This window comes from Undibacterium sp. Di24W (assembly GCF_049340325.1).
GTDB lineage: Bacteria > Pseudomonadota > Gammaproteobacteria > Burkholderiales > Burkholderiaceae_D > Undibacterium.
Genome location: NZ_JBMPOP010000002.1, coordinates 528464 through 554271, shown reverse-complemented (window position 1 = coordinate 554271; position 25808 = coordinate 528464). Strand labels below are relative to the sequence as shown.

The 25808-nt window shown below is 47.0% G+C and carries 26 protein-coding genes; 21 read left to right on the top strand and 5 right to left on the bottom strand.

Annotation, left to right across the window (positions count from 1 at the left end; genetic code table 11):
- The first annotated feature begins 45 nt into the window (after window positions 1-45).
- The 3 genes from ACO0KZ_RS05935 to ACO0KZ_RS05925 are packed head-to-tail and all read left to right on the top strand — an operon-like array spanning window position 46 to window position 4758.
- Window positions 46-1866, top strand: a complete 1821-nt coding sequence (locus tag ACO0KZ_RS05935; RefSeq protein ID WP_422993721.1) for an MrcB family domain-containing protein — start codon at window positions 46-48, stop codon at window positions 1864-1866.
- 39 nt (window positions 1867-1905) lie between these two features.
- On the top strand, window positions 1906-4251 hold the full coding sequence (locus ACO0KZ_RS05930) for a DUF2357 domain-containing protein (RefSeq protein ID WP_422993719.1): 2346 nt from the start codon (window positions 1906-1908) through the stop codon (window positions 4249-4251).
- Between the two features lie 42 nt (window positions 4252-4293).
- Complete coding sequence (locus ACO0KZ_RS05925) at window positions 4294-4758, top strand: very short patch repair endonuclease (protein ID WP_422993717.1); 465 nt, start codon at window positions 4294-4296, stop codon at window positions 4756-4758.
- On the opposite strand, the gene ACO0KZ_RS05920 is transcribed toward ACO0KZ_RS05925, so the two are convergent.
- Complete coding sequence (locus tag ACO0KZ_RS05920) at window positions 4738-4959, bottom strand: hypothetical protein (RefSeq protein WP_422993715.1); 222 nt, start codon at window positions 4957-4959, stop codon at window positions 4738-4740. The genes ACO0KZ_RS05925 and ACO0KZ_RS05920 overlap by 21 nt on opposite strands.
- Window positions 4960-5219: 260 nt before the next feature.
- Here ACO0KZ_RS05920 and dinD point away from each other — a divergent pair, with 260 nt between their 5' ends.
- The 3 genes from dinD to ACO0KZ_RS05905 all read left to right on the top strand — a co-directional run bounded on the left by dinD (window position 5220) and on the right by ACO0KZ_RS05905 (window position 7645).
- Complete coding sequence (dinD, locus tag ACO0KZ_RS05915; protein WP_422993713.1) at window positions 5220-6065, top strand: DNA damage-inducible protein D; 846 nt, start codon at window positions 5220-5222, stop codon at window positions 6063-6065.
- A gap of 93 nt (window positions 6066-6158) precedes the next feature.
- A complete protein-coding gene (locus tag ACO0KZ_RS05910; protein WP_422993711.1) occupies window positions 6159-6554 on the top strand; it encodes a VOC family protein in 396 nt (131 codons plus the stop codon).
- Window positions 6555-6946: 392 nt separating this feature from the next.
- Window positions 6947-7645: a DUF3334 family protein gene (locus ACO0KZ_RS05905; protein WP_422993709.1), complete on the top strand. Its 699-nt coding sequence runs from the start codon at window positions 6947-6949 to the stop codon at window positions 7643-7645.
- A gap of 149 nt (window positions 7646-7794) precedes the next feature.
- Here the strand turns inward: ACO0KZ_RS05905 and ACO0KZ_RS05900 are convergent, their stop codons facing one another.
- Window positions 7795-8688, bottom strand: a complete 894-nt coding sequence (locus ACO0KZ_RS05900; RefSeq protein ID WP_422993707.1) for a LysR family transcriptional regulator — start codon at window positions 8686-8688, stop codon at window positions 7795-7797.
- 158 nt (window positions 8689-8846) lie between these two features.
- Between ACO0KZ_RS05900 and ACO0KZ_RS05895 the strand changes: the two genes are divergently transcribed.
- The 14 genes from ACO0KZ_RS05895 to ACO0KZ_RS05830 all read left to right on the top strand — a co-directional run bounded on the left by ACO0KZ_RS05895 (window position 8847) and on the right by ACO0KZ_RS05830 (window position 21333).
- Window positions 8847-9101 carry a hypothetical protein gene (locus ACO0KZ_RS05895; RefSeq protein ID WP_422993705.1) on the top strand — a complete coding sequence of 85 codons (255 nt, stop codon included), beginning with the start codon at window positions 8847-8849 and terminating at the stop codon, window positions 9099-9101.
- An 83-nt stretch (window positions 9102-9184) separates the two neighbouring features.
- Window positions 9185-9661 (top strand): GNAT family N-acetyltransferase, encoded by a 477-nt coding sequence (locus ACO0KZ_RS05890; protein ID WP_422993703.1) that lies wholly within the window; start codon window positions 9185-9187, stop codon window positions 9659-9661.
- Window positions 9662-9721: 60 nt separating this feature from the next.
- The gene (locus ACO0KZ_RS05885) at window positions 9722-10024 is read left to right on the top strand and encodes a KTSC domain-containing protein (RefSeq protein ID WP_422993701.1); all 303 of its coding nucleotides are present in this window, start codon (window positions 9722-9724) and stop codon (window positions 10022-10024) included.
- A 201-nt stretch (window positions 10025-10225) separates the two neighbouring features.
- Complete coding sequence (locus tag ACO0KZ_RS05880) at window positions 10226-10636, top strand: DUF2188 domain-containing protein (RefSeq protein WP_422993699.1); 411 nt, start codon at window positions 10226-10228, stop codon at window positions 10634-10636.
- Window positions 10637-10666: 30 nt separating this feature from the next.
- Window positions 10667-11218, top strand: a complete 552-nt coding sequence (locus ACO0KZ_RS05875) for an NADPH-dependent FMN reductase (RefSeq protein ID WP_422993697.1) — start codon at window positions 10667-10669, stop codon at window positions 11216-11218.
- 83 nt (window positions 11219-11301) lie between these two features.
- Window positions 11302-11838, top strand: a complete 537-nt coding sequence (locus ACO0KZ_RS05870) for a ferritin-like domain-containing protein (RefSeq protein WP_422993695.1) — start codon at window positions 11302-11304, stop codon at window positions 11836-11838.
- A 388-nt stretch (window positions 11839-12226) separates the two neighbouring features.
- On the top strand, window positions 12227-12676 hold the full coding sequence (locus ACO0KZ_RS05865; protein ID WP_422993693.1) for an ExbD/TolR family protein: 450 nt from the start codon (window positions 12227-12229) through the stop codon (window positions 12674-12676).
- A gap of 236 nt (window positions 12677-12912) precedes the next feature.
- Window positions 12913-13533 carry a glutathione S-transferase gene (locus ACO0KZ_RS05860; protein WP_422993691.1) on the top strand — a complete coding sequence of 207 codons (621 nt, stop codon included), beginning with the start codon at window positions 12913-12915 and terminating at the stop codon, window positions 13531-13533.
- A gap of 77 nt (window positions 13534-13610) precedes the next feature.
- Window positions 13611-14393, top strand: coding sequence for a tRNA-uridine aminocarboxypropyltransferase (locus ACO0KZ_RS05855; RefSeq protein ID WP_422993689.1), 783 nt, complete (start codon window positions 13611-13613; stop codon window positions 14391-14393).
- Between the two features lie 106 nt (window positions 14394-14499).
- On the top strand, window positions 14500-14745 hold the full coding sequence (locus ACO0KZ_RS05850) for a DUF3297 family protein (RefSeq protein ID WP_422993687.1): 246 nt from the start codon (window positions 14500-14502) through the stop codon (window positions 14743-14745).
- Window positions 14746-15719: 974 nt separating this feature from the next.
- Window positions 15720-18605: a M16 family metallopeptidase gene (locus ACO0KZ_RS05845; RefSeq protein WP_422993685.1), complete on the top strand. Its 2886-nt coding sequence runs from the start codon at window positions 15720-15722 to the stop codon at window positions 18603-18605.
- Between the two features lie 556 nt (window positions 18606-19161).
- Window positions 19162-19590, top strand: a complete 429-nt coding sequence (locus ACO0KZ_RS05840; RefSeq protein WP_422993683.1) for a hypothetical protein — start codon at window positions 19162-19164, stop codon at window positions 19588-19590.
- A 23-nt stretch (window positions 19591-19613) separates the two neighbouring features.
- The gene (locus ACO0KZ_RS05835; protein WP_422993681.1) at window positions 19614-21017 is read left to right on the top strand and encodes an aspartate kinase; all 1404 of its coding nucleotides are present in this window, start codon (window positions 19614-19616) and stop codon (window positions 21015-21017) included.
- 130 nt (window positions 21018-21147) lie between these two features.
- Complete coding sequence (locus tag ACO0KZ_RS05830) at window positions 21148-21333, top strand: hypothetical protein (RefSeq protein WP_422993679.1); 186 nt, start codon at window positions 21148-21150, stop codon at window positions 21331-21333.
- 24 nt (window positions 21334-21357) lie between these two features.
- Here the strand turns inward: ACO0KZ_RS05830 and ACO0KZ_RS05825 are convergent, their stop codons facing one another.
- Both ACO0KZ_RS05825 and ACO0KZ_RS05820 read right to left on the bottom strand, forming a co-directional pair.
- Window positions 21358-22545, bottom strand: coding sequence for a GGDEF domain-containing protein (locus tag ACO0KZ_RS05825; RefSeq protein WP_422993677.1), 1188 nt, complete (start codon window positions 22543-22545; stop codon window positions 21358-21360).
- Window positions 22546-22760: 215 nt separating this feature from the next.
- Window positions 22761-23453, bottom strand: a complete 693-nt coding sequence (locus tag ACO0KZ_RS05820; RefSeq protein WP_422993675.1) for a M48 family metalloprotease — start codon at window positions 23451-23453, stop codon at window positions 22761-22763.
- A gap of 326 nt (window positions 23454-23779) precedes the next feature.
- Here ACO0KZ_RS05820 and ACO0KZ_RS05815 point away from each other — a divergent pair, with 326 nt between their 5' ends.
- Window positions 23780-25285, top strand: a complete 1506-nt coding sequence (locus ACO0KZ_RS05815; RefSeq protein WP_422993901.1) for an acetyl-CoA hydrolase/transferase family protein — start codon at window positions 23780-23782, stop codon at window positions 25283-25285.
- A gap of 65 nt (window positions 25286-25350) precedes the next feature.
- Here the strand turns inward: ACO0KZ_RS05815 and ACO0KZ_RS05810 are convergent, their stop codons facing one another.
- Window positions 25351-25806 (bottom strand): GNAT family N-acetyltransferase, encoded by a 456-nt coding sequence (locus tag ACO0KZ_RS05810; protein ID WP_422993673.1) that lies wholly within the window; start codon window positions 25804-25806, stop codon window positions 25351-25353.
- Window positions 25807-25808: the final 2 nt, after the last annotated feature.

The following is a 25808-nucleotide window of genomic DNA, read 5'->3' as shown; positions in this document are numbered from 1 at the left end:
CGCTTCTAGTATGAATTAACTCCAGCTAACTTTTGGCGATGCAAAATGTTAAAAACAACAATTGAACAGATTCTGAACGGATGGATTGACGCAACCAGAGAGCCATTTACTTCTCATCCGATTGCAAATGCGATTCGTCAAAGCCTTAAAGAAGAAATTCAGAAAATTATTAGTAATGAATACCCTGATTTTACCGTTGTCGGAAGTGCTGGTGCAGGCAATTGGGCCAACGTACCGTGGCTTACGATACTAAATCCGAAAATATCAACATCAACTCAAGATGGAATTTATCCCGGCTATCTTTTTCGAGCAGACGGCTCAGGTGTCTACCTATCGCTAAACCAAGGAACAACGAATCCACAAAAATTGTTAGGAAAACTGGAGGCAGAAAAAAGAGCAAATAAGATCTCCTCAACTCTACGTACAGAAATAAGCGGCCTCAAGGAATGGGGAACTAAAGAAATTTTTCTACGAGCAAATACCGCGCTGGGAAAATCATACGAACTTCCAAATATCGTCGCGAAATTCTATGATGCGCAGGCGATACCAAGTGAAGCAGAGCTTGTTTCAGATCTACTCGAATTGATGAGTTTTTACAAAAAGATCGAACCACTTTGGGATTCTTTTAAGATTGAAGGCGAGTTAAAGGAAGTTAACACTGTGACGAATACATCTGATGCAATCGGAATAAGTCTGCCGAAGCCTTTCATTCTCCTAGCTGGAATTTCTGGCACAGGTAAAACACGCTTCATACGCGAACAAGCGAAAGCACACAAAGACGATCTGAGCAATTATTGCCTGATCCCTGTTCGACCAGACTGGCATGAGCCGTCCGATTTGCTCGGTTATGTTTCACGCATAGGCACACCACGTTATGTCGTTACTGAGCTATTGTCGTTTGTGGTGAAGGCATGGAAGGACGCCACACAATCAGCGACAGTGGATGTAATCGTGACGAAGCCAGTCAATGTCATGACGCCATATTGGCTCTGCCTGGACGAAATGAATCTGGCACCTGTGGAGCAATATTTTGCTGATTATTTGTCCGTATTGGAATCTCGCGAATGGAACGTAGACGGTTATCGCTGTTTGCCTTTACTCAAGGCAGAGCTTTTCAATAAAGGCGAAGGAATCACTGAACAATTGCGCAAGGATCTTGGGCTTGACGATGCGGCCTATACGGATCTGTGGAATTACTTCAAGACGACGGGTATTCCATTACCGCCGAACCTGATTGTAGCTGGCACGGTGAACATGGATGAGACCACGCATGGTTTCTCCCGCAAAGTGATAGACCGTGCGTTCACGATCGATTTCGGTGCTTTTTTCCCCAATGATTTTTCGCATTACTTCGCGCCAGCCACTGTAAATAAAACCTTGAGTTTCCCAATTTTATCTAAAGTAGCACCGAGCGATTTGAGTAATTTGAATGCTGATCCAGACGGAAGCAAGAGCATCGCATTTCTGAATGCAGTTAATTCGGTACTCAAGAACACACCGTTTGAATTAGCGTTTCGCGCATTAAATGAGTTACTGATTTCCTTGGTTTGTTTTCAGCCAGAAGATGATGCAGCGTTACAAGCAGTCTGGGACGACTTTTTAATGACGAAAGTATTGCCACGCATTGATGGTGACGGACATAAACTGGGTTTGGATGGAGAAGAAAGTCTACTCACTAAACTGGAAGATATCTCGAAGCAGCAAATGCCTGCTATCTGGGATACACAAAGGCCCGATTTATTGCGTGAAAATATAGATCAATCATCGCAGCCATCACCGCTACTGATCAACTGTCGTAGCGCGCAAAAACTACAGTGGATGCAAAAGCGTTTAGCTGACAATAGCTTTACCTCTTTCTGGCCATAAGCACAGACGCCATGCGTACAAAGGAATGGGGACAACTTCGTGCCTGATGTCTTAAATCTGAAAAGCCGTGACTGGGAGCTGACCGTCTGGGTCAAAGACATTAGCGACCGTTTGCAGGTTTTGCACAAAACGATGGCCGGTCGTGGTCGTCCTTTGCCAGCGAGCAAATTGTATTTATCGCCGCCTTCAGAGATCAAGCTTCTGGAACCCATCACAGAAGGCGAAGAAGACAAAGGTTTGTCATCCGAACTGGTTTTACCTGCGCCTGTGTTTTTTGAGAACAAAGAATATTTTTTTGAATTTTCGTTTAGTGATTTATCGGGATTCACGAGTAATCCAAAAATCGTCCACAGATTAGTCGCCATTGAAGACAACTTTCACTTTAGTAAAAAATCTAACTCACTTCATGGCAGCATCAATTTTGGCAATGATGTAGGCTGGTTCCGTCTTGGTCTTCGCTATAAAACAGAAGATGGGCAAGAGCGACTACAGACTATTTCATTCGAAGTTTTGCCAACAAAAATGGCCATGGATAGCGATCTGGCGGCAATCCATAAGGCTATCGACGCTGCTTATCCACTCTGGCGATTTTCTTTTGCGCAAAAGACTGAACAGGAGCTGGCACGTTCCCATCAAAAGCATGAACGTTTTGCCCTGCTCTGGCTTGCGCATTTCAAACAATTAAGAGCACGTCTGGAAGACGCGGTAAAACTGGTGCTACGCGCTCCACATTCCCGTCTGCTACCGCAACAAAGAGCGATTAAACTTGAACGCTTGCGTGGTCGATTAACGCCCAAACTAGAAGCGCAAATACACGAGCATCTGTCACAAAACGAAACACATCATCGTTACCAGACTACCAGCCGACGCCTGTCAGTAGATACGCCTGAAAACCGTTTTGTAAAGATGGTCTTGAAGCGTTGTAGCGCTGAGCTGAGCGCCATCACTAAGCTCGCACAAAAAAACCAGAAAGCACCGGAGGAAGGCGGAAAACTGTCCGCTAGTTTTTTTGATGAACTGGCTTCCTGGAAAAAACCTCTGGATCAGTTGCTCAATCAGCCTCTTTTTACAGAGGTTGGGGACTATGAAGGTCAGGAGCGTGAGTCGCTGGTACTGCATCAGCGAGCTGGCTATGCCAATATCTATCGTCTATGGCAAGAGCTAAAAATGTATCTGGGCGTATTTGGCCAAAACGCTGCAGTGTCGATGAAATCGGTTGCAGATCTCTATGAAGTCTGGTGCTTTTTGCAGATCAAAAGCATGCTGGAAGAACTTGGCTTTACCGAACTTTCTTCAACAAAAGCTGACCTGAAAAACACGGGACTAGAGAAGAGTATGGTGAATGGTAGTACGTCTGCATTTTTACTTTACAGAGCGTGCGATAAGCTAAATATCCGTTTGTCACATGAACCCAATTTTAGTCCGCAAAAGAAACGTACAGCGGGAGGTATCTACTCCTGGACGACAACGCAGATTCCAGATATTTTTTTGGAAGCGACGTTCGAAAACGGTAAAACTGTGCGTTGGATTTTTGACGCAAAATATCGCATCTGGGACGATCATGGCGCAGATATGGCACCAGATGATGCCATTAATCAGATGCATCGCTATCGTGATGCGCTTATTCATATCGATAAAGCCGGTGATGGCTGGAAAGAAAAAAGCCGTCCGGTGCTAGGTGCGTTTGTTCTTTACCCTGGCTGGTTTGACGAGAGTCAAACCAATAATCCGTATGACAATTCAATAGATGATGTAGGCATCGGCGCATTCCCATTATTACCGGATCGCCCGAATCTTTGGTTGCGCGGCTTCCTTGAAAAACAATTTGGTAATGCCAAGTCTGCTACGCCGTATCTACGACCAGAATCAGACCGGTATTTAGTGGAAGATTCTGCACGGATTGCTGTTACCGGTGCCTATCTGAGTCAGTACCATGATCTCGCGCTAGTAGCCTGTACCGCACCATCCAAAGGCCGTGATAAATCTTACATAGATAAATTCAACAATGGTACCGCACCTTGGTATCACGTACCTGTTACTACAACGCTAAAGAAATCCATTTCCCACCATGTCATGCAAGAATCGCGTTACTGTGCTCTGGCTGCCTATGATGTGGCAAACACCCAAAGAGTCGTGGAGTTTATCTATGACATCATCTCGATAGAGATTAAGAGGCGCTGTGATCTGACGATTGAACAAGCTGGTAGCCTGAATAGCAGTACAGACGAGTATTGGCTGATCAAACTAGGTTCATCCCGACGGATCAATCAGCCTGTCACCACGAAGAGTGTCAGGTCGTTTAAGATCTTCCACACATCAGCGCGAGATTTGATAGCGTCTAAGCAGTGGGAAGAATTACCACAGCGCTATGCGTCACTTGTGTAGTTTTTGATTACTGTCAGTTCTTACGCTGAGAGGGAGAAGGTTTTGACAGACGTTCATCATCCAAGCGTTCGCTCCAAAAACATGAGCGCGATCAAGAGCAAAAACACCAAACCGGAACTAACAATCCGCAAGGCTCTGCACGCATGCGGCCTGCGCTTTCGCCTGCATGTGAAGACCCTGCCAGGCCGCCCTGACATTGTCTTACCCCGTTACAAAGCGGTGATTCTTGTCAATGGCTGTTTCTGGCACGGCCACCACTGCCATCTATCCAGCACGCCAAAAACAAGACAAGAACTCTGGCTAGGCAAGATCTCCAATAGCATGAGCCGCGACCGCCTCGTACACGATCAATTGCTGGATGCCGGCTGGCGCCTGGGCATAGTGTGGGAATGCGCGATCAAAGGGAGCACCAGGCAAACCCTTGATTCGGTGATCGACGAATTAGAAGATTGGCTGCATGAACCGACAACGCTCGCCATAGAAATCTCAGGCAAGGCTAACGTCTAGCTCTTCAATCGCCCGCTGCGCCTCGGCCATCGCCTCGTTTTCTGTCAATGCCAGACCGCAATCAAGTTCGTTCTCATCCCGGCAAACAGACCACGCAAAACCGCCACGGTAATGGTCTGGATTTGCTTTAATATAAATCTCCACGCCACGATAAATATTTTCGTAACTCAGCTTGCCTTCCTCGTTGTTTTCGATGTTCATTGCATGCTCCGTTTCTGAATAAATTTTAATCGCCAACCGCTGATACGGTAAGCCCATCATGCGGCGATACAGCTTTGTTGTCTACGGACTATGAGTCACATTGGTGGTTTTTCTTTGATTGAATCAGGTCTATTTTGATTGAAACAGTGATTTTAAGGCCACTTAAAACAACTGATTAAATATTCAGTTATTTGATGATTTTTGTTGTAATATTTGTTTACTTTTACTGTTCGAATTAGGGCCAAAAACCGGGAGTCGCCATGACTAATAAAAAAATCATCACTCAACATCATGCTACCTTTGAGGGCGCTCGACATGTCGATGAGGATGGCAATGAGTTTTGGCTGGCGCGCGATCTTGCTCCACTGCTTGAATACCAAGATTGGCGCAACTTTGTGCAAGTTGTGGAAAAGGCTAAAGTGGCTTGCCAACAATCTGCGCAAGCAATTGACGACCATTTCGGTGATCTCACCAAAATGGTCGAAATCGGCTCAGGGGCAAAACGCGAATTGAGCGATATACGCCTGTCACGCTACGCTTGTTACCTGATCGTGCAAAACGGCGATCCAAGCAAAACTGTTATCGCTAACGGCCAGACCTATTTTGCGATGCAGACACGTCGCCAAGAGTTGGCGGATGATGCGCAATTTGCTCTATTCAATGAAAACGAAAAGCGCCTCGCCATCCGCAATGAGCTTGCCGTGCACAATAAGCATTTAGCTGCGGCGGCCAAAGATGCTGGTGTTGCGACGCCAATTGATTACGCCATATTTCAAGATCACGGCTATCGCGGTTTGTATGGTGGCTTGGGCGCCAAAGACATTCATGCGCGCAAGGATTTGAAGAAGAGCCAGAAGATTCTGGATCATATGGGTAGCACTGAGTTAGCTGCAAATTTGTTCCGCGCCACGCAAGCAGAAGAAAAGTTGAAACGCGATCAAGTCAGCGGAAAACAAAAGGCCAACCAAACGCATTTTGAGGTTGGAAAAAAAGTACGCCAAACTATCACCGAATTAGGTGGCACCATGCCTGAGGCATTGCCCACGCCGGAAGCCAGTGTTAAGCAAATTGAGAACGCGAAGAGGAAGCTGGACAATAGGAGCTAAACGCCTAGTGTTCGTTATTCGTAAATGGTTGCAGAGGCCATTTGTTTTTTTGGTCCGAGTAAGATTCATTTGTTTTAGATAAAGGAGTAATCATTGATTTCACATGTCTTCCTAGGAATTACCGAACACGCGCGTGCCCATGATTTTTATTCCGCGATCATGGATGAGCTGGGCTATGTTTTAAAGTTTTGTTATCCCGAAAAGTCCTGGTCGGGCTGGGTTGAGAAAGGTAAGCTTCGGCCCATCGTCGGTATTGGTAAGCCCTACGACGGCGAGCCCATGAGTGTCGGTAATGGTCAGATGCTGGCTTTGTTAGCCACAACTCGAAAAATGGTCGATGCAACTTATGCTAAAGCCATCGCCCTCGGCGCCACTTGCGAAGGTGCACCTGGTCTTCGACCGCATTACCATCCCAATTATTACGGTGCCTATTTCCGTGATCTTGATGGAAACAAGATTTGCATCTGTTGTCATGAGACTGAAGAGTAGGACGTGTCGCTTTGACAATTTGAGAAATACTTGCTTACGAGAGTAAGATGAATGAAAGGCTGCGTTTGCAGCCTTTATTGTTTTTTTGCTCATGTAATTCTTATTGCCTTTTGAAAAGCACGCACCAGTAAGCGATAAACCGCACAGAAAACATGAAACAACTAGACGGCATGTGCCCCAAAGGAATATTCTTTCACTATTCTCTCAAGTAAGGGTTCTTATTCGGTAAGTGCCTTGCTAAATAAACAAAGTGGTGAGCAAGTAATTATCTCAATGCTAATTTCAGTAGCAATATCAGTGAAAAACTTGCTGAACAATTCATTGATCGTCAAAATATCCCGCCCTGAGTGGCAAAGATTTGCATATTTTTAAAAGTTTTTTAGGAGTTGGTTATGGGCAAGGACGAAAACGGTGTTGTGTACGGAACGGAAGATTTATTAACCGCTTTATGTAATTCCGTGACGCGGGTATTGAACGTAGCGACACAAACAAAAATTCACTATTCCGCCATGGTTCAACGCATTACCAAGATCGGATTGAAGCCGGACATTGGCTGCTTCGTCTTGTTCGATGGTGGCTTCTCTGGCTTGGTCGTCTTGAATTTCTCTGGCTCAGCTGCTTTGGAAATCTACGAAAAGTATATGCTGAGTATGGGCATGCCAAAATCAGAGCTGGCTTCCGCCTTCACATCGGACGAAGTCTCGAATATTTTGGGCGAACTGATGAATCAAATTGTTGGTGACTTCACAGGCAAAATCCGCCGTGAACTGCAAACCAATATCACGCAAAATCAACCAAAGATGTTGGTGCTCAACAAGCAAGTCATGCTCAGCGTAGACACGCCGCTAGACCGCCCAGAAATCCGCCGCGTCTCCTTCTTCACCGAAAACAATAACATCTTCTATTTGGAGCTGGCTATTGATCGTACCGAGTTCATCAAACTGCATGATTTCGACTCTAGCGAAGTGCTCGACCCAGATGCCTTGCTTGATAGTGAACAAGCAGACCGCGCAAAAGACAAACCAGCACCAGCCGAAGCGCCTGCGGGTGATGATGATAGCGATGAGCTTTTGCGATCGTTGGGAATGTAATTCCAGGCTAATTTTGTGGGTAAAAAAAGATTTGCGTCGGTTCTCACTTAATCGACACAAATCCCCTTCCATATAGCGGTAACATTTTTTGTATTTCGCCAAAGAGACATTGTCTTGCTCGCTAAATAATTAGGCGCGCATTCAAAAATCTAAGGCGCCAACTTAAAATCAAACGCGGCAATCACTTGCAGGAATATTTGCAAAGCGGGGTTCGCGTCGCCCTCACGCCAGAGTGCCAGCAGATCTGAAGTCGGTGGGATCTTGATAAAATTGACCTCGTGCTTTAAGTGATGCGAGTAAGAAATCGGCATGATAGAAATGCCTAGTCCTTTGGCGACCAAGCCCAATAGCGCAACGCCAAAATCGGATTCCACATGAATAATCGGATCGAACCCTGCACCTTGAAAAATCGCACGTAACTGCGAGGCATGTTCGCTTTTTCCGTTCAGTGCGGGCAATACAAATTCCTCGTCCCTGAGTTTATACAAGTCCTGTAATTTGAACTCTCGTTTGTCCGCAAAACGATGACCAGCAGGAACTACCAGCGCAAAATTTTCTGTCATCAAATGACTCGATGTCAGGCCTTTGGCCTTTGCCGATTCGCGATTGAAGGCGATATCAATACGATGTGCCAGTAAGAATGGATCAACATCACTGGCATCAACTTCGATCATTTGCGCCACGATATGTGGGTGCTTTTGATGCAAGGCGAGTAACAGATCAGGTAACACTGAAAAAGTAATCGAAGCCGGAAATCCTATGCGTATCGCACCGACTTCTCCCGCGGCGATCAGGCGGGCACGGCGCGTCACGCTTTCATAGTCAGCGAGTAATTTGGCATATTGGTCGCGCAGAAATTCTCCGGCAGACGTGAGTTTGACATTACGTTTGTCCCGTTCAAACAAGTCAAACCCTAGCTCCTGTTCCATACTTTTGATATGGCGGCTGAGTGCAGACTGCGTGATGAAGACTTTCTCGGAGGTTTTCCAAAAATGTAGTTCATCGGCTAGGGCTAGGAAGTATTGGATTTGTTGGAGGTTCATCGCTAAGCTGCCGTCGATTTGATTAATTAACTCACATATCGCATTAATTAACTCGAATTTAGCATTTTTATGCATTAAACAGAAGCGTAAATTACGTCTATGAGCCTGGCAATTGAAGCTTAGCAATTCAGTGTGACGTGTGAATCGAAGGGATGCGTATGGAAATGCAACAGACAAAGCAAGATAAATACTTGAATAGCCTAGGCTGGGGCGGTGGAATTATTTGCCTGATCGCTTATGGCTTAAATACGCAACAGCTACTGGCCAGCACCTCTCTGACATTTTTGTTGATGAATGTATTCGGATGTTGCTGCTTGATCTATTACACGTACAAAAAACAAGCGTTTGCGAATACTTTTTTGAATGGCGTTTATTTATTGATGACTATGATGGCTCTTTTTGCGCAAATTTAACTGAGCGCTTCATTTAGCCAACTTTATTCAGCCGACTCAATTTAGCAAACCCAACTAAGCAAATCTAAATAAGCGAGAAAGAAATGATTACTTTAAAACGCAGCGATTCAAACAATACCGATTTCCAAACATTGGTCGTAGAGCTGGATCGTTACCTGGCGATCATGGATGGTGACGAGCATACGTTTTATGCGCAATACAATAAATCGGACGGTTTGAAATACGTGGTCGTGGCCTACGATGGGGATGCTCCGGTTGGCTGTGGTGCGATCAAGCACTATGCGGATGGCGTGATGGAAGTGAAGCGTATGTATGTCGCCCCAAGTGCGCGCGGCCAAGGTATCGCCTCCACTGTATTAAAAGAACTAGAAGACTGGACGATACAGTTAGCTTACAAAACATGCTTACTGGAGACTGGCGTCAAACAACTGGAAGCGATACGTCTGTATCAAAAAAGTGGCTACAACATTATTCCGAATTATGGCCAATACCAAGGTGTTTCAAACAGTATCTGCTTTGAAAAAATGCTTCATGCGTCGTTAAGCAATTTTGCCAGCTAATTATCGAAACCTCCGTTGCTATCGATTAAAATTCTGGAATAGAAACTAGAGGAGACCGATATGGACATGAAACGGATCAATGCAGGCAAACTGCGCGCGATTGGCTACGACTTGCGCGAGCGAGTGCTGCGAGTAGAATTAGATGACGGCACCGCTATCGATTATGCTGGTGTCGGACAGGAAGTCTGGCGTCGCTTCTCGACCGCTTCATCCAGTGCGGCCTGGAGTTTTTATCGGGACAATATCGAAGAGGAATTTCACGGCAAGCGTGGTCGTGTAAGCACCTCTGCGAATGCCAGTCGGGCGGCATTGGAAGATTTATTCAGAGCGAGTGGCGACAATACCAAAGACCAGGCACCCTAAACACCCCCTTCCCCAGCAAATAGAAAAGGCTTGGTGTGATCCTGCCCTTCTCTCAAAGCGTAAGAAACGCTTAACTCTTACGATCTAGCGATGTAGCGACGACTCGCTAATTTCACCTTTCAGTACGCCAACGAACAAACTAAATGTTTTGGCTGGCGCATGCTGTCCTCTCACTATTAAGCAGGCATTGAGGAAACGAGCATGGAAATTGATCAAAAGAGCGGCGTGCTTATACAAATACGACAAGTCAGCGATACCCAATGGGAAGTCAATGAAACGGGTACGCAGACCCCGTTAGGCACGTTTGAGACCCGAGATAAAGCCTTTGACTACGCCACTGACATTTCTAAGGCCAAGCCTGGTTCACGCATTGAGTTAGCGGTCGAGCCAAATGAAAAAAAGGCCAAGGAAAACGCGAAAGAAAGCCTGCTCGACGATGCATTGGAGATGAGCTTTCCATCCAGCGATCCAATTTCAGTGAACTCTGGTATCACGCGCATTGAGGTCGCACCCGAAATGGTCGATGCGGGTGTAGATCATCAAAATAGTCAACGCATAGAACCGGCAATGCAAGAAAGAAAAGTCAGTCGGCATCCATTCGAACTAAGTTGAGCAAAGTTGAGCAATCTAAAGGGTATCGTCATGCATCAATATCACATCGCTGTCATTGTAGGTAGTCTTCGCGAGGCTTCACTTAACCGCAAACTGGCGGACGCCATGGCGGAAATGGCGCCACTAGATTTCATTTTTAAACAGATAAATATTGGCGATTTACCTCTTTACAACCAAGACGCTGATGCCCATCCCTCGGAGCCGGTGAAACGATTGAAAGCCGATATCAAGGCATCACAGGGTTTACTCTTTGTAACGCCCGAATACAATCGTTCGATTCCAGGTGTACTCAAAAATGCGATCGACCATGCCTCACGTCCTTATGGTGACAGTGCATGGCAAGGCAAACCTGCGGGCGTTATAGGTGTGTCAATTGGCGCAATCGGCACCGCCTTAGCACAACAACATTTACGCAATATTCTCGCTTATCTGGATGTACCTACGCTAGGACAACCGGAAGCCTTCATCCACTTGATTGAAGGTTTTTTTGACGAAGACGGTAAGGTCAATCCCGGCAGTAAAAAGTTTATCCAAACTTGGATGGACTCATATGTTGCGTGGGTCAGGACATACGCCGTCTAATCACGCCCTACAGTTTATTGAAGCGCCCTGAATCTACGCCACTACTTCATCACACTATTACCCTCTCTCGTCGAAAGAACATCATGCATGAACTCAATAACACTGTGCACAAAGGTATAAACACCGATGCCATACGCGCTGCCGCTAGGAATTTTGATGATGGCGCAGTCACCGCGGGTTATCAAGCGAATCGCAAACAAGTGATTGCGATGTTGAACGCAGCGCTGGCAACAGAGTTGGTTTGCGTGTTACGTTATAAACGTCACTATTACACCGCAAGCGGTCTGCAAAATGGTCCTATCAAAGCGGAGTTTCTACAACATGCCGCAGAAGAGCAGGCGCATGCGAATTTGTTGGCAGAGCGTATCGTGCAACTCAACGGCAAACCGGACTTCAATCCTGCGACATTGATCTCACGCAGCCATGTTGAATACGATGAAGCTGAGGATATTCAAGCGATGATCAAAGCCAATCTGATCGCTGAGCGAGTCGCCATTGAATCGTATCGCCAGATGATAGAACAAATAGGTGAAACCGATCCGACCACGCGACATATGTTGGTCGGCATTATGGCGATGGAAGAAGAGCATGCGGATGATATGCGTGACTTGTTGGTATAGCTCATTGGCTTGTTCATTTCGGTAACTCGATTGGCGCCACTTGGGGCGTTACACTTGCCACGGCGGCTATGTAGCGAGTACTGCTTGCTGCGAACTGGTGTCGCCTGTTCGCAGGCATGTTCTAAGACTATTTCCGCACTCGCAAATTTGCTCATTTTTTTGTAAAGCAAATTCGTCCTTGAATTCCGCATGCGCATCGTCCATATTGAGAGCAAGGAGGTTCAATTTTTTGTTCAAAACGTTCTTTGCGAAATTCTTCGCTTCTATCATTAGCTTAGTGTCCAACAGCATTCACCATCAATTAGCACTAGCGTAAGCACAATCGCTGTATCCATAAGTATTTGTACTTTGTCTGATTTCTCAACAAAACAGTCGAAAGGATATTGTCATGGAACTTAGCAAACACCAACTCGCCTCAAGCAGCTCTGCCGCTGCATCTACAACAACATCAGAACCGATGATGGATATGAATATGACACCCATGATTGATGTTTTGCTGGTGCTCATCATCATGTTTATCATGACCTTACCTATCGCAAACAATGCAGTGACGCTGAATATGCCCAGTACCTGTCTAGGCGACTGCGCGAAACCGAAGGTCGTGCGTGTGGATGTCGACTTCGACGGTACACTAAGTTGGAATGGCGAAGTTGTGGATCGCTCGCAACTCGACAGTAAATTCGACGCGATCGCAAAGCTGACGCTGCAACCAGAGATACAGTTGCTCGCCCATCGTCTCGCCGCCTATAAAAACGTCGCTGGTGTACTGGCATCAGCACAAAACCGCGGTATCAAGTCATTGGGAATCATTGGTAGCGAGCAGTTTATGCCTAAATAGTCTCTCAATTTGAGCTGATCAAGGGCGACATCCGTCGAATATGAAGACGCCTGCACCGCGTTGCGGCAATTCGCGCGAATTGTTAGCAACGCGGTTTCTATTTCAGTTTCACAAACAAATACACAAGATGGCATGCTCCTGAAGAGAAAAACGCGGCGTGATATGATGCTTGGCGCTATACGATTTCTCCTTATTCTCCGCGCAAAAAAACGCGCTAACTCCCACAGGAAAACATCATGCCTCAACTTAAAATTACTTATTTCGACTTCCACGGTGGCCGCGGCGAGCCAGTACGTCTGGCTTTAGCCATAGGTGGCATCGCATTTGATGACCATCGCTTCGCCTATCCAGAATTTGCTGACGTGCGCAAAAACACGCCGTTTGGTCAGGTTCCCGTTTTAGAGGTCGACGGCGTGCAAATTACGCAATGCGATTCTATTTTGCGTTATGCCGGTAAACTGGCAGGTCTCTACCCAAATGACGCGTATCAGGCGTTGTTGTGTGATGAAGTCATGTATGTGGTGGAAGAAGCGGGTGTCAAATTGGGACCAACTTTCCGCATGACGGGCGAAGAACAAAAAGCGGCACGTCTGGCTTTGGTGAATGGCTCTATACCTGTCTATCTGGCCTGGTTAGAGAAGAAATTACTGGCCAATGGCGGTGACTATTTTGCCGACAATCGTTTGACCGTTGCGGATCTAAAAGTATTCATCGACGTGCGTACTTTGAACTCAGGTCGACTCGACCATGTACCTACTGATCTGGTTGAAAAGACTGCACCAGCACTCAATGCACATATGAAACGCATCGCTGAACATCCAGCCGTCGTGGCTTACTATGCAAAATTCTCCGCATAATAAGTAGTACATATAGACATTCCAAATGGCGGCATGTACAAGAAGCCATGCCGTCTTTGTCTCGCTTTAGGTTTTAAATGAATTCCCTCCCCCCTCCGCACGCCGTATCTCGCTTACGCTCCGCTCGTCTTGAACGCAGTACTCGCCCTTTCCTCGCTCGTGGCGGGCCACATGGCGAACGTTGCACCGGATGTCGCTTGATTTTGAGTCACTGCTTTTGTAATTTCCGTACGATCGTGCCGAGCCGCGCTGGCATTTGCTTATTAATGGCAGAACATGAAACGCTCAAACCCAGCAATACCGGCTGGCTGATTGCCGATGTCATTCCCGAAACCACAGCATTTGGCTGGGCACGTACGACGGTGGAGCCTGCATTACTAGCATTACTAGCCGATCCGCAATGGCAACCGTATGTAGTGTTTCCCGGTGAATTCGTTGCGCCTGAGCGCGTAGTCAGCGAATTAGTCCCTGATCACGTACCAGAATTGTCGACGGAAAACGACCATAAAACCGCTGTCGCCAAACGGCCATTATTCATATTATTAGACGCCACCTGGCCGGAAGCGCGCAAGATTTTTAATAAAAGCCCTTACCTCAATCAGTTTCCTGTCTTAAGCCTGGCACCCGATCAAGTATCACGCTATCGCTTGCGCCGTTCGCGCCGTGATGACCATTTATGCACGTCGGAAGTCGCCGCCATCTGTTTGGCACTGGCGGGCGACACGCTAGCCGCGCAAACATTAGCGGCCTATCTGGACGTGTTTACTGATCATTATTTACGTGCAAAACAGCAAATCAAACTCGATATCGAGGATGAAGTGCATCAGCGATTACGCGAACTAAGCGCGCTCAACAGGTAAACTGCTACGCTTGAACAAACAATTCCACTTCAAAAACCGATAAACTAGCGACTTTCACGCTTGACCTGTTTTGGCTAGCGAGTTTTCATATTTTTAGGAACCCATCATGAGCGACACCACAAAACCAGCCTTCCCAGATCGCCTCTCCGTCGATCCTCGCAGCAAATTCTATGTCGCTGAAATCTTTAACCACGACGTCGGCATTTTGCTCAACGGCAAAGAGCGTTTAAGCGTAGAAGAATACTGCATCAGCGAAGGCTGGATTACTGTGCCAGCAGGCAAGACCTTAGATCGCAAAGGTATGCCGATGATGATTAAAGTTAAAGGTACTGTCGAACCGTTTTATAAATAGATTGGCGTTAAACATCAGTATGATTAAACAGAAAATTTTTGCATCTGGTTTTATCGTATTGGGTTTCCTTGTTTTGAGTTTGGTGTTGCTCAGGTGTTGAGCAACGATTTTCCTGCGTTCGGGCGCTGGAAAACGCAATCTTTTTATGCCACATTGAAATACTTCTTCGGTCCTTATGCTGTATATATAAACGCATGGTTTTGGCTTGTTATCGGGGTTCTAATCATTTGTTCAGGCATTAAAGATTTGCAAGTAAAGTCAATTGATCCAAATGTTCAGCGAGAGAGTCGCAAAAAAACACCGACACTAGGAAGACTGCGAAATCGGATTTCTCGAAGAAGAAAAATCAAAGGGAGCGCAGATGTTTAGAAGGACGCTCGACAAGAAGGCTGCACATTTAAGCATTTCCATGGCCGGCATTTTTTCAACCATTCGCAATTTGGTTAAAGTGCGTTGCTCGTAGTTCCGGGGAATCTAGCGTTAAATTTGCTACCCGTTAGCTAGAAGAGCGATGAATACGAATCGTGACTATTCGGAAGCTATATCAAGGATGTAAATCAGATAGACTATCGTCATGCCGGACTTGATCCGGCATCCAATTTCACTGGCTTGTGGATCAATTCTGGATGCCGGATCAAGTCCGGCATGACGTTAATGAGTTTTAATCTTTGCTCAAAAAGCGGCCTCTACATCACGACTAGACAGTACCCGCTCAATGCGACACACGTTGACAGCCTAAGCTGACCTTGCACCTTGCAAATCAAAATCAATCCTGAGTCAAAAAATGACTCCTTCCTAGCTACGCCAATTCTCTTAATACAGGTCTTCACAAATTTACTTGTGAAATAAGCTTGATTAGGGAATACTTCAGCCACTATTCTGCGGCCGTTGCTGATGCAGCGACTACAGCAAAGACAAATTAGATCTACCGTCATTTCACGCAACAATAATCAAAAACGAAAAAAGGAACACCTATGAAAGTCGCTTCAAGAGCTGTTTCATCTACACTGGTTCTGGCAGCCAGCTGTTTATTGCCGCTCAGTACAACGCTGGCACAAGATGCCCCCAAACCACCGGCCAAGACACCGCAAGCCGCGCCATCCAAGGGCAAAGCAAAAGCCGCACTCAAAGTCGACTATCAAAAATTCACTTTAGCAAATGGTCTAGAAGTGATTTTCCATGTGGACAGATCTGATCCTGTGGTTGCGGTCAATTTAACAGCCCATGTCGGTTCTGCCCGTGAAAAAGCTGGTCGTACTGGCTTTGCGCATTTGTTCGAACATCTCTTGTTCTTAGAATCCGAAAATCTCGGCAAAGGTGGTCTGGATAAAATGACGGCGCGCATAGGCGGCTCGGGAGCGAATGGTTCCACGTCACACGATCGCACTAATTATCTGCAAACGGTACCTAAAGATGCGCTAGAAAAAATGATCTGGGCTGAGGCGGATAAATTAGGCTGGTTTATCAATACCGTCACCGATCAAGTACTGGCGAAAGAAAAACAAGTCGTTAAGAATGAAAAACGTCAAAGCGTCGATAACAATCCGTATGGACACACCTCCTACGTAATCGACAAAGCCATATATCCGGCCGACCATCCTTACAATTGGCAAGTAATAGGCTCGCTGGAAGATCTGCAAAATGCAACCGTGGATGACGTCAAAGAATTTTTCCGTCGCTGGTATGTGCCTAACAATGTAACGCTGGTGATTGCCGGTGATTTTGATACCACCCAAGCGAAACAGTGGGTAGAGAAATACTTCGGCGAAATCAAACGTGGTGAAGAAGTCAAGCCACTCGCTAAACGCGCAGGCTTTGTCAAAGAAACTGTAAAGCTGTATCACGAAGATAATTTCGCCCGCGTACCCGCACTGACCATGGTGTGGCCTGCGGTAGAGCAATTGCATGCCGATTCTTATGCACTCGACGTCTTGAGTGAATACCTGTCACGCGGCAAGAAGGCGCCGTTCTACAAAGTATTAGTAGAAGATAAGAAGCTCACTTCCAACGTCGGCATAGGCAACCGCACCTCCGAAGTGGCGGGCCAATTCATGCTCAGCGTGCGTGCCTTCGATGGTAAGTCTTTGGATGAAGTGGCAAGCGCAGTAAACGACGCGTTTGCGTTGTTTGAAAAGACCGGCATCTCTGAAAAAGATTTAAATCGTATTAAGGCCGGACAAGAGACACAGTTCTACAATTCCCTGTCTAGCGTGTTAGGTAAATCCTCTCAGCTGGCAGAATACAATTACCTGACAGGTAATCCTGGCTACGTGGAACAAGATATCAAGAATATTTTGGCGGTCACGCCTGCCGATGTCATGCGCGTGTACGAAAAATATGTGAAGGGTAAAAATTATGTGGCGACCAGTTTTGTCCCTAAAGGCAAGCTGAATCTGGCTTTGAGCGGCTCAGCAAAAGCCGAAGTTGCGGAAGAAAAAATTGTGCAAGGTGCAGAAGCAGCCGTTGACCCTAACATCAATGCCACCTATACCAAGACCCCCTCCAAAATCGCCCGTGATAAAGAACCCGCCTACGGTCCTGCTGCTGAGGTAAAAATTCCTAAAGTATGGAACAACAAGCTAGCCAATGGCATGCAGGTCTATGGTATACAAAATGATGAAGTGCCGCTCATGCAATTTGACATCATCATCGATGGTGGCCTGCTGTTAGAAGACATCAACAAGATCGGCGTTGCCAATCTGATGGCGCGCATGATGACGCAAGGTACCGCCAAGAAAACACCGCAAGAATTGGAAGAAGCGATTCAGCAATTAGGCGCATCTATCATCGTCTCAGCGCGCACTGAAGATGTACGCATCACGGTCAATACACTGGCACGTAATTATCAAGCGACTGTCGCTCTGGTGGAGGAAATCTTACTAGAGCCGCGTTGGGATGAAAAAGAATTTGGCTTACTCAAGCAAAGTGTCATCAGTCAAATCCGCCAACAAGAAGCGAATCCGAATGCGATTGCAGGCAACGCCTATAGCAAACTGCTGTACGGTGAAAACAATATCCGCTCGCGCAATATTCTGGGCAGCGCCGACAGCATCAACGCCATTACGCTAGACGATTTGAAGGCGTATTACGCTAAGAATTTGTCACCCTCTGTGGCTAGAATGCATGTGGTGGGTGCTTTAGAAAAAACTGGCGTTACCGCATCGCTTAACGATCTAAGCAAAAAATGGAAAGCCAAAAAAGTGGATTTGCCAGCGCCTGCTACTGTTAGTGCAGGAGCGAGCACCGCTAAGGTCTATTTTGTCGATGTGCCGGATGCCAAACAATCCGTATTACAAATCGGCTATCCGGCACTAGCTGCAACCGATAAAGACTACTACGCCGCCACAGTGATGAATTACATCTTGGGTGGTGGTGGCTTCGCATCACGCTTGACCCAGCAACTGCGTGAAGGCAAAGGCTATACCTACGGCATACGTTCTGGTTTCTCAGGCAGCAAGAGCACGGGCGATTTCAGTATTAGCAGCGGCGTGCGTACCAATGTGACTTTGGAATCGGCGCAATTGGTCAAACAAATTTTGCAAGATTACGCCATGACTTATTCAGACGCCGACTTGGAAACCACCAAGAGTTTCCTGATCAAGAGCAATGCACGCGCTTTTGAAACCTCGAATGCAAAACTCGGTATGTTGGAAAACATTAGCAAATATGGCTGGACACCTAACTATGTCAAAGACCGTGAACAAATTGTGAAGGCGATGACAGTAGAACAAATCAAGTCTTTGTCACAGAAATATCTCGATCCAAACAAGATGTTCTGGCTGGTCGTTGGCGATGCAAAAACTCAGTTACCGCGTATGAAGGAGTTGGGTTTTGGTGAGCCGATTTTGTTGAACAAGTAATTCGTCACCTCAAGAATGCAGGATAGTGAAGCCCTTGCCTCATAGTCCGTCATTCCCGCCTACGCACACTAGTATCTGGAATAATTCTCTTGACAGTTTCAGTTTGAAACTCCCTTCTCCCGCTTGCGGGAGAAGGGACGGAGATGAGGGAGTTTCAGACTCGAATAACGATATTTAAAGATCTAAAAAACGCTATCTCTTCACCACTTTGCCTTTAAAACCGCAGTGCGGCTTCTGAACTCCCCTCACCCTATCCCTCTCCCGCCTGCGGGAGAGGGAACATTTATGCCCACCGTTGCGCTTCCGTTTTCAAGTCTAATCACGCTATAAGCAAACGTCCATCAAACAAGTAGTTTGATGGACGTTTTAGTTTTTTTGATGCAAAAAATATATAAAAATCTCCTCCTCAAGTATCGTCATAGAGCTCAGTTGAGCGGCAGCCTGTTCCTAAGCATCCCATTCAGATTACAATAACAGGCTAATTTGAGTTCCAATTAAGTAGCCAATCAAGCAACAACATAAGCAAAGAAACGCCACCACTACAGAAAGAATAAACATGTCCACACTCGCAATAGCCATAGAAACAGCGGCACGTGCCCATGCTGGTCGTATTGGCGAAGATGGTGATCCAGAAGTATTGCACTGCATGCGCGTCATGTTGCGCTTGCAGGCCGACGACGAACGTCAGGTCGCGATGCTGCACGACGTGATCGAGGATGGCGGTATGCATGCACAGCAGCTATTAGAAATAGGATTTGCAAGCGACATCGTACAAGCAGTCGAGATCCTAACTGGACGCCCTGACGAAACTTACGACGATTACATACAACGCGTCATACAAATGCCTTTGGCAGCGCGGGTAAAGCGAGCCGATGTAGAGGAACACGCACATGTCGTCGGCAATATGACAGCTAGTCCAGAACAAGCCATGCGCATGGCGAATTACGCCCGAGCAAGGGTGGTTTTAGCTGCAACATTACAATAATAGAACGCTACAGGAAACATGCTATGAAGAAAATTGTCGTCAAATTTGGTGGTTCCAACTTGCGCCAACCACAAGATATTGATCGCGTCATCAATGTAGTGCAAACCTATAATCGCCCATTAGTCTTGGTCGTTTCGGCATTTTACGGCATCACCAATGCGCTGATCGCTTGTGTACAAAGTGCAAAAGAAGGTGCTGGTACCAAAGCCGCATTGGCAGATAGCCGCGACTACACGCAAACCTTGCGTGCCTTAAAAAAAGAAATATTGGAAGCCAATATCAAGGATGTAGAACACAGAGCGCGTACCGAAAAAGCACTGGGTGTGCGGCTCGATCAGTTGGAACGTTACTTAACAGGCATTCATTGCATAGGCGATGTGCCTACCTTTGTGAACGACGCGATTTTAAGTTATGGTGAACGCCTGTCCAGCTTGTTGTTAACAGAGGTGTTACTGAGTCGCGGCATCAAAGCACGTGAAGCCTTGCCGGAAGATATCGGTTTGATCACCGACGGCATATTCGGTAATTCCGCATGTGATTTTGCCGCCAGTACCAGCTCAGTAGCAAAAGCTTTAAGCGGTGATGAGACCATCGTGGTGCCGGGTTTCTACGGTGTTGACCGCGATGGAAAAACGACTTTGTTTGGACGCGGTGGATCGGACTATTCAGCCGCCTCCATCGCCCGCTGCATAGGTGCGGAATCACTCGATGTGTGGAAAGACGTCGACGGTTTTTTAAGCGCCGATCCCGGTTCGGTCAAGGCACCGCGTTCCACTGCCCAATTAAATTATCTCGAGGCAGCGGAGTTATCCTACTTCGGCGCCAAGATTTTGCATCCACGCACGGTAGAACCTTTGTTTGACCAAGATATACCCATTCGCATTTTAAATATCACCAAACCAGAACGCGGTTTGCTGCCATACACCATCATCAACGCCGAGCGCACCGTCACGCGCGATGTAGTGAAAAGCGTCAGCGCGACTGAAGACGTGGCGATACTCAAGCTTCACGGCCCAGGTGTCGGCTTTAAACCGGGCATCTTGGCGCAAGTAACGAATACGCTGGATCAGCATGACATCAATATCAAGAGTGTGCTTACCGCACAAACCGCGATTAATATTTTGCTGGCGCGCGATCACTTGGAAGCTGCCTATGCTGCCGTAGCCGAGCACCATCTGGCGGGTGTAGTCGAAGTGTCCAAAGACGATCAGGTTGCGATTGTGGCAGTGGTCGGTGATGGTGTTTTACTCGCCTCAGATGTGGGCAGCGCTATTGCCAGCCGTGCTTTATCAGCAGCGTTAGCTGGCGGCGTACGAGTCAATCTGGCGGCCGCTGGCGCTAGTGAAGTTGCGGCGTATATGCTGGTGCATCAAGACGATAAAAAACTGGCTTTGCAATTAGTGCATGCGGAGTTTTTTGGAGGTTAATCTAGGCTTGGCTTGCGATCTTTGTTTGCGCTAAAACAAAGATTCGCAACACTATCACCCCAAGTTCAGCGCCTAGCTTTATGCTTTCCGCTTCATTGAGATTCTATTCAAATCAAATGGCGAGGCAAGCATGGAACAAAAAGACAATGGCGATTGGTTATCAGCACAACAGGCGGTGCGCCCTGACGGGTCTGAGGTCACCAATTTGCCCTTAATTAATAAGAAGCTGCCGCCATTGGTTGCAACCAATAACGGCGCGCCAAGTTCTCCGTCAGAGATCAAGGTCTGTGTCGACCATGCGTCTGAAACCAACTAGGCTGATGGAGATAGTCCGAGGCTATCAAATGGCTCGATTTGGGGCTTCAACGCCTTCAGAAAAACGTACTACGCTGTCGCGGCCTTGGCGTTTAGCTTGATATAAAGCGATATCTACAGCTTTGATCAAAGTCTCCATGTCAGCGCCAGCCTGACGGGAATCAGCGACACCAATACTCACGGTGCTCTTCAAGACATCACCGTTCCATTCGATACTCATCTCTGAGTATAAGCGTCGAAAACGTTCTGCCAGAGCCGCTGCCTGAATTTCACCCGTGCCTGGTAACAAAATACAAAATTCTTCGCCGCCATAACGGGCAATATAGTCAGTGCCACGCACTATCGAGCGCATCAAATTTGCTAGTTGACGTAATACCTCATCACCCGCTGGATGTCCAAAACGATCATTAATTTGCTTGAAATGATCAACATCGATCATCATGATCGCTACGTTCTCACCGCTACGTTTGACCAAAGCCAACTGACGCATGGTCTCAACTTCTATCGTGCGGCGGTTTAAAATTCCGGTCAAAGAATCAGTCGAAGCTAGCTCTTTTAGTTCATTTGCCAATGTGTAGTTGATCAAGAGCATGAAGGCAAACGACATTGACATCTGTGCCAAGCTGGCGAAAAAGAAGACACCAGGATTAACCCCTGTTGCCGTGAACATACGTACCGAATCTTCTGGCGCAAATAGTATTGAAATCAAACGTAGCAGAGCCAGCAAGGCAATCACGGAGACGGATCCGGCAGCGAGCCAATAAGCAGTGCGCAGCGGTTGCGCGATTCGTACAAACAAGGCGCGCGCACAAACAATATGCACTAAGGCGAACAAGAAAAAATTGCAGCCTATACGCATCTTTGGATCAGGACTCCAAACGCCGAAAATCAAATTATTAGCCAGCATCAGCAGCGCCAGAACGGTCGGGATCCAATAACGACAGCGCCCGCCTTTAAAGGCTTCAATACCGTTGTAAAGCAAACCCCAACCAGATCCTAAGGTCAAAGAGGCAAAAATAACCACCGCCAGCGGAGGTGGCATCGTAATTTGGCTGGAAATTCCTAAACTGAGACCAATCAGGAGATCACCCAGAGCCCAATGCCAGACACCACGCACCTTGCCAGCCTGCATACCAACCAAGGCCAGAATTCCTGCAAACAAAATATTCAATGCCGCCCAAACCACTAGGATCGTGCGTGGATCTATCGTCATGCGGTTATTCTCAAAAAATGGTGGTAACTAGATAAAAAATTGCTAAATTCGCGGAAGAATAAAGTGCACCACAAACTTATCAACGAGGAACATTCTAACGGGTATTAATTTGTAAGAATAGCGAAATCGTCGGGATAGATCTTTCTACCGCCGGAGTATGCCGACCATAATAAGAAATGCGCTGCAGTTCCTGGATACGCACACCACATGCAAGACTACTTACTAAGTTGAAGTGCCAATTCACGCATCGCCATCCAACGTCGTGCCGGTGCCGGGTGGCTTTTACTATCGAAGTTCGGATTGGCACTATTTCGACTGAGTTTTTTATAAAAATTGACCAGGGATATCATAGAAAAACCGGCACGCTGGGCCAACCTCAGGCCAGCAGCGTCAGCCTCTTCTTCCTGCTGCTTACAAAGTGGTGCTAAAGCGCGTAACAAGCTTTCGTCATTGTCTACCGCGTCTTCCAGTTCTTCAAAGCTACGCTGATGCCAGGCTGGGAATAAAACTAATGCCTGTTCATACTCAAGTCGATTGTGCTCCAGCACTGCGTGCGCAATTTCATGACTTAGTAGCATCGCCAACTCGGCGTCATTCAGACTCCAACGCTCGATCTGCAACTGATTCAGCAAAATTTTGCCACCGGCCATACTGTAAGCAGTCTCTTCATGTTCACTACTGCTATGGATTTCCCATTGCCAAGTCCGTGTTTCAGGAAAATCTTGCGCTGCTTGTTGGATCAGAACCTGTGCTACTTTTTTAATTCGCGCCAGAAACAGCTCATCCTTATCGAGATACCCTGCCCGCTCTATGTCGGATAGGCGCTGGCGATACATTTTGTCAGCACCTGCCATCACCTGTTCGCTGCTAAAAAATGGACGCTGTAGTGTAGTCGTCTTATCATCCATATAAGCACCTGCTTGGCTACACGCTAGGCAAAGAAAAAGACTTAAAGTAATTGGAGCAATACGAGACATGAAGGTAATCGCAGACGGGCAAAGAAATATTGCTTCATCATAATGTGAAAAGTCATGAAATGCGATACGACAAAAATCAAAGTTGGTGCGGATGATACTTTCAAATGCATCTCAAAGCGCTCAGGCTGCACGTTGGTAACAGTACAATTGCATGTCTCTACAGCTATGCCCATCAAGGATGAATAATGAGCTTCACCTCCGACTCAGCATCAAATAATTCACAGGTTTTGAGCCATGTGGATGCGATCAATGATCGTATGCATTTACGTATCCGTATACCAGCGCTGCACGAACGTATAGTCAGTGCCCGTGAGGCTGCTAACTGGATACAAGATGGCATGACGGTCGGCATGAGCGGTTTTACTCGTTCGGGCGATGCGAAAATGGTGCCGTTGGCCTTGGCGGAACGCGCTTTAGGTACATCAGATACGCCAGCTGCACCATTTCAAATTACACTGATGACGGGCGCGTCTATGGGTGGCGACGTCGATAAACTATTAACCGAAGCGCACGTCATTGCGCGTCGCATGCCTTTCCAATCAGATCCGGTCTTACGTGCTGCCATCAATCGCGGCGAGGTCATGTTCATTGATCAACATTTATCCGAAACGGTTGAACACCTGCGTGCCGGCCAGATCGCACCTATTGATGTCGCCATCATCGAAGCGATTGCGATCACCGAAACCGGTGCCATCATACCCTCCACCTCCATCGGCAATAGCGCCAGCTTTGCCATACTGGCGGAGAAAATCATAGTAGAAATTAATCTGAGCCAGCCTTTAAGCTTGGAAGGTATGCACGATATTTTTGTTCCTGGAAAACGCCCTCATCGCGCTCCTATCCCTATCATGTCTGCCGACGATCGCATTGGTACCACGGCGATTCAAATCGATCCCGCCAAAATCGTCGCGATCGTGATCACCGACAAACTAGATAGCGCATCCACCGTTACTCCACCCGATGCAGAGACTGATGCTATCGCCGGGCACTTAATTAAATTCTTTGAACATGAGGTAGCCGCTGGTCGCTTAAGCAATGCTTTGTTGCCACTACAAGCGGGAATAGGCTCGGTTGCCAATGCTGTCTTGGCCGGTTTCCGAGCCGGGCCTTTCCGGCACCTAACCATGTATTCCGAGGTGTTGCAGGATTCGACTTTTGATCTATTTGATGCAGGCATACTCGATTTCGCCTCGGGCTCATCGATCACGCTTTCCAGCAAAAAACATGACGAAGTATTCAATCATATAGAACGCTATAAAGACAAACTGGTACTACGTCCACAAGAAGTCAGTAATCATCCCGAAGTGATACGGCGTTTGGGCATCATAGGCATCAACACTGCGTTAGAAGTAGACATTTACGGTAACGTGAATTCCACCCATATTGGTGGCACTCACATGATGAATGGGATCGGCGGTTCAGGTGATTTTGCGCGCAATGCCTATCTCTCGATTTTCACCACCAAGTCTATCGCCAAAGGCGGCAAAATTTCTAGCATCGTCCCTATGGTGTCACATGTCGATCATACCGAACACGATGTCGATATCATCGTCACCGAAGTCGGTCTGGCCGACTTACGTGGCTTAGCGCCACGTGAACGTGCGCCATGCATCATACAAAACTGCGTCGCAGAACCCTATCGCAGCATGTTGCAAACCTATGTCAAAGAAGCCCAAGTCCGCGGCGGGCAGACGCCACATTTATTGGAAAAAGCATTTGCCTGGCATACACGCTATCGTGAGACTGGGAGTATGTTGGAGTAAGTATCAATATGGTTCGCTAAGGGGCAATTTGACGAGGACATGAACTGGCTTGGTCCACTCAACGATCAACTTCCTACTTGCTTGTTATAGGCATAAAAAACCTCATCTCGCACCCAGCCCAAAGCTTCATACAAAGACTGTGCCGACAAATTGGTCTTTGCGGTGGTCAGATCCATTCTGACTTTTCCGTCGGTGGCAGCTCTGGCTTCTGCCGCCAATAATAACAGTCGACCTGCACCAGATTTGCGTGCCTCTGGCAAAACAAAAAGATCGTATAACGAATAAATAGGTGCAGCCTCGACCGAGCAAAAAGTTGGGTAGAGTTGGCAAAAACCAAGTAGGCCTGCTTCGACACTTTCAGCAACCATTATGATCGATTCACCTAGCGTAAATCGGTCGTGGATGAAGTCATAAGCGAGTTGTGGATTCGCTGGTTGCTCGTAGAATTGGCGGTACAAATCAAAAAGCTGAGCGACATTGGCTATGTCATTTGCGGTCATGGTTCTGGTTGTTATGTTCATGT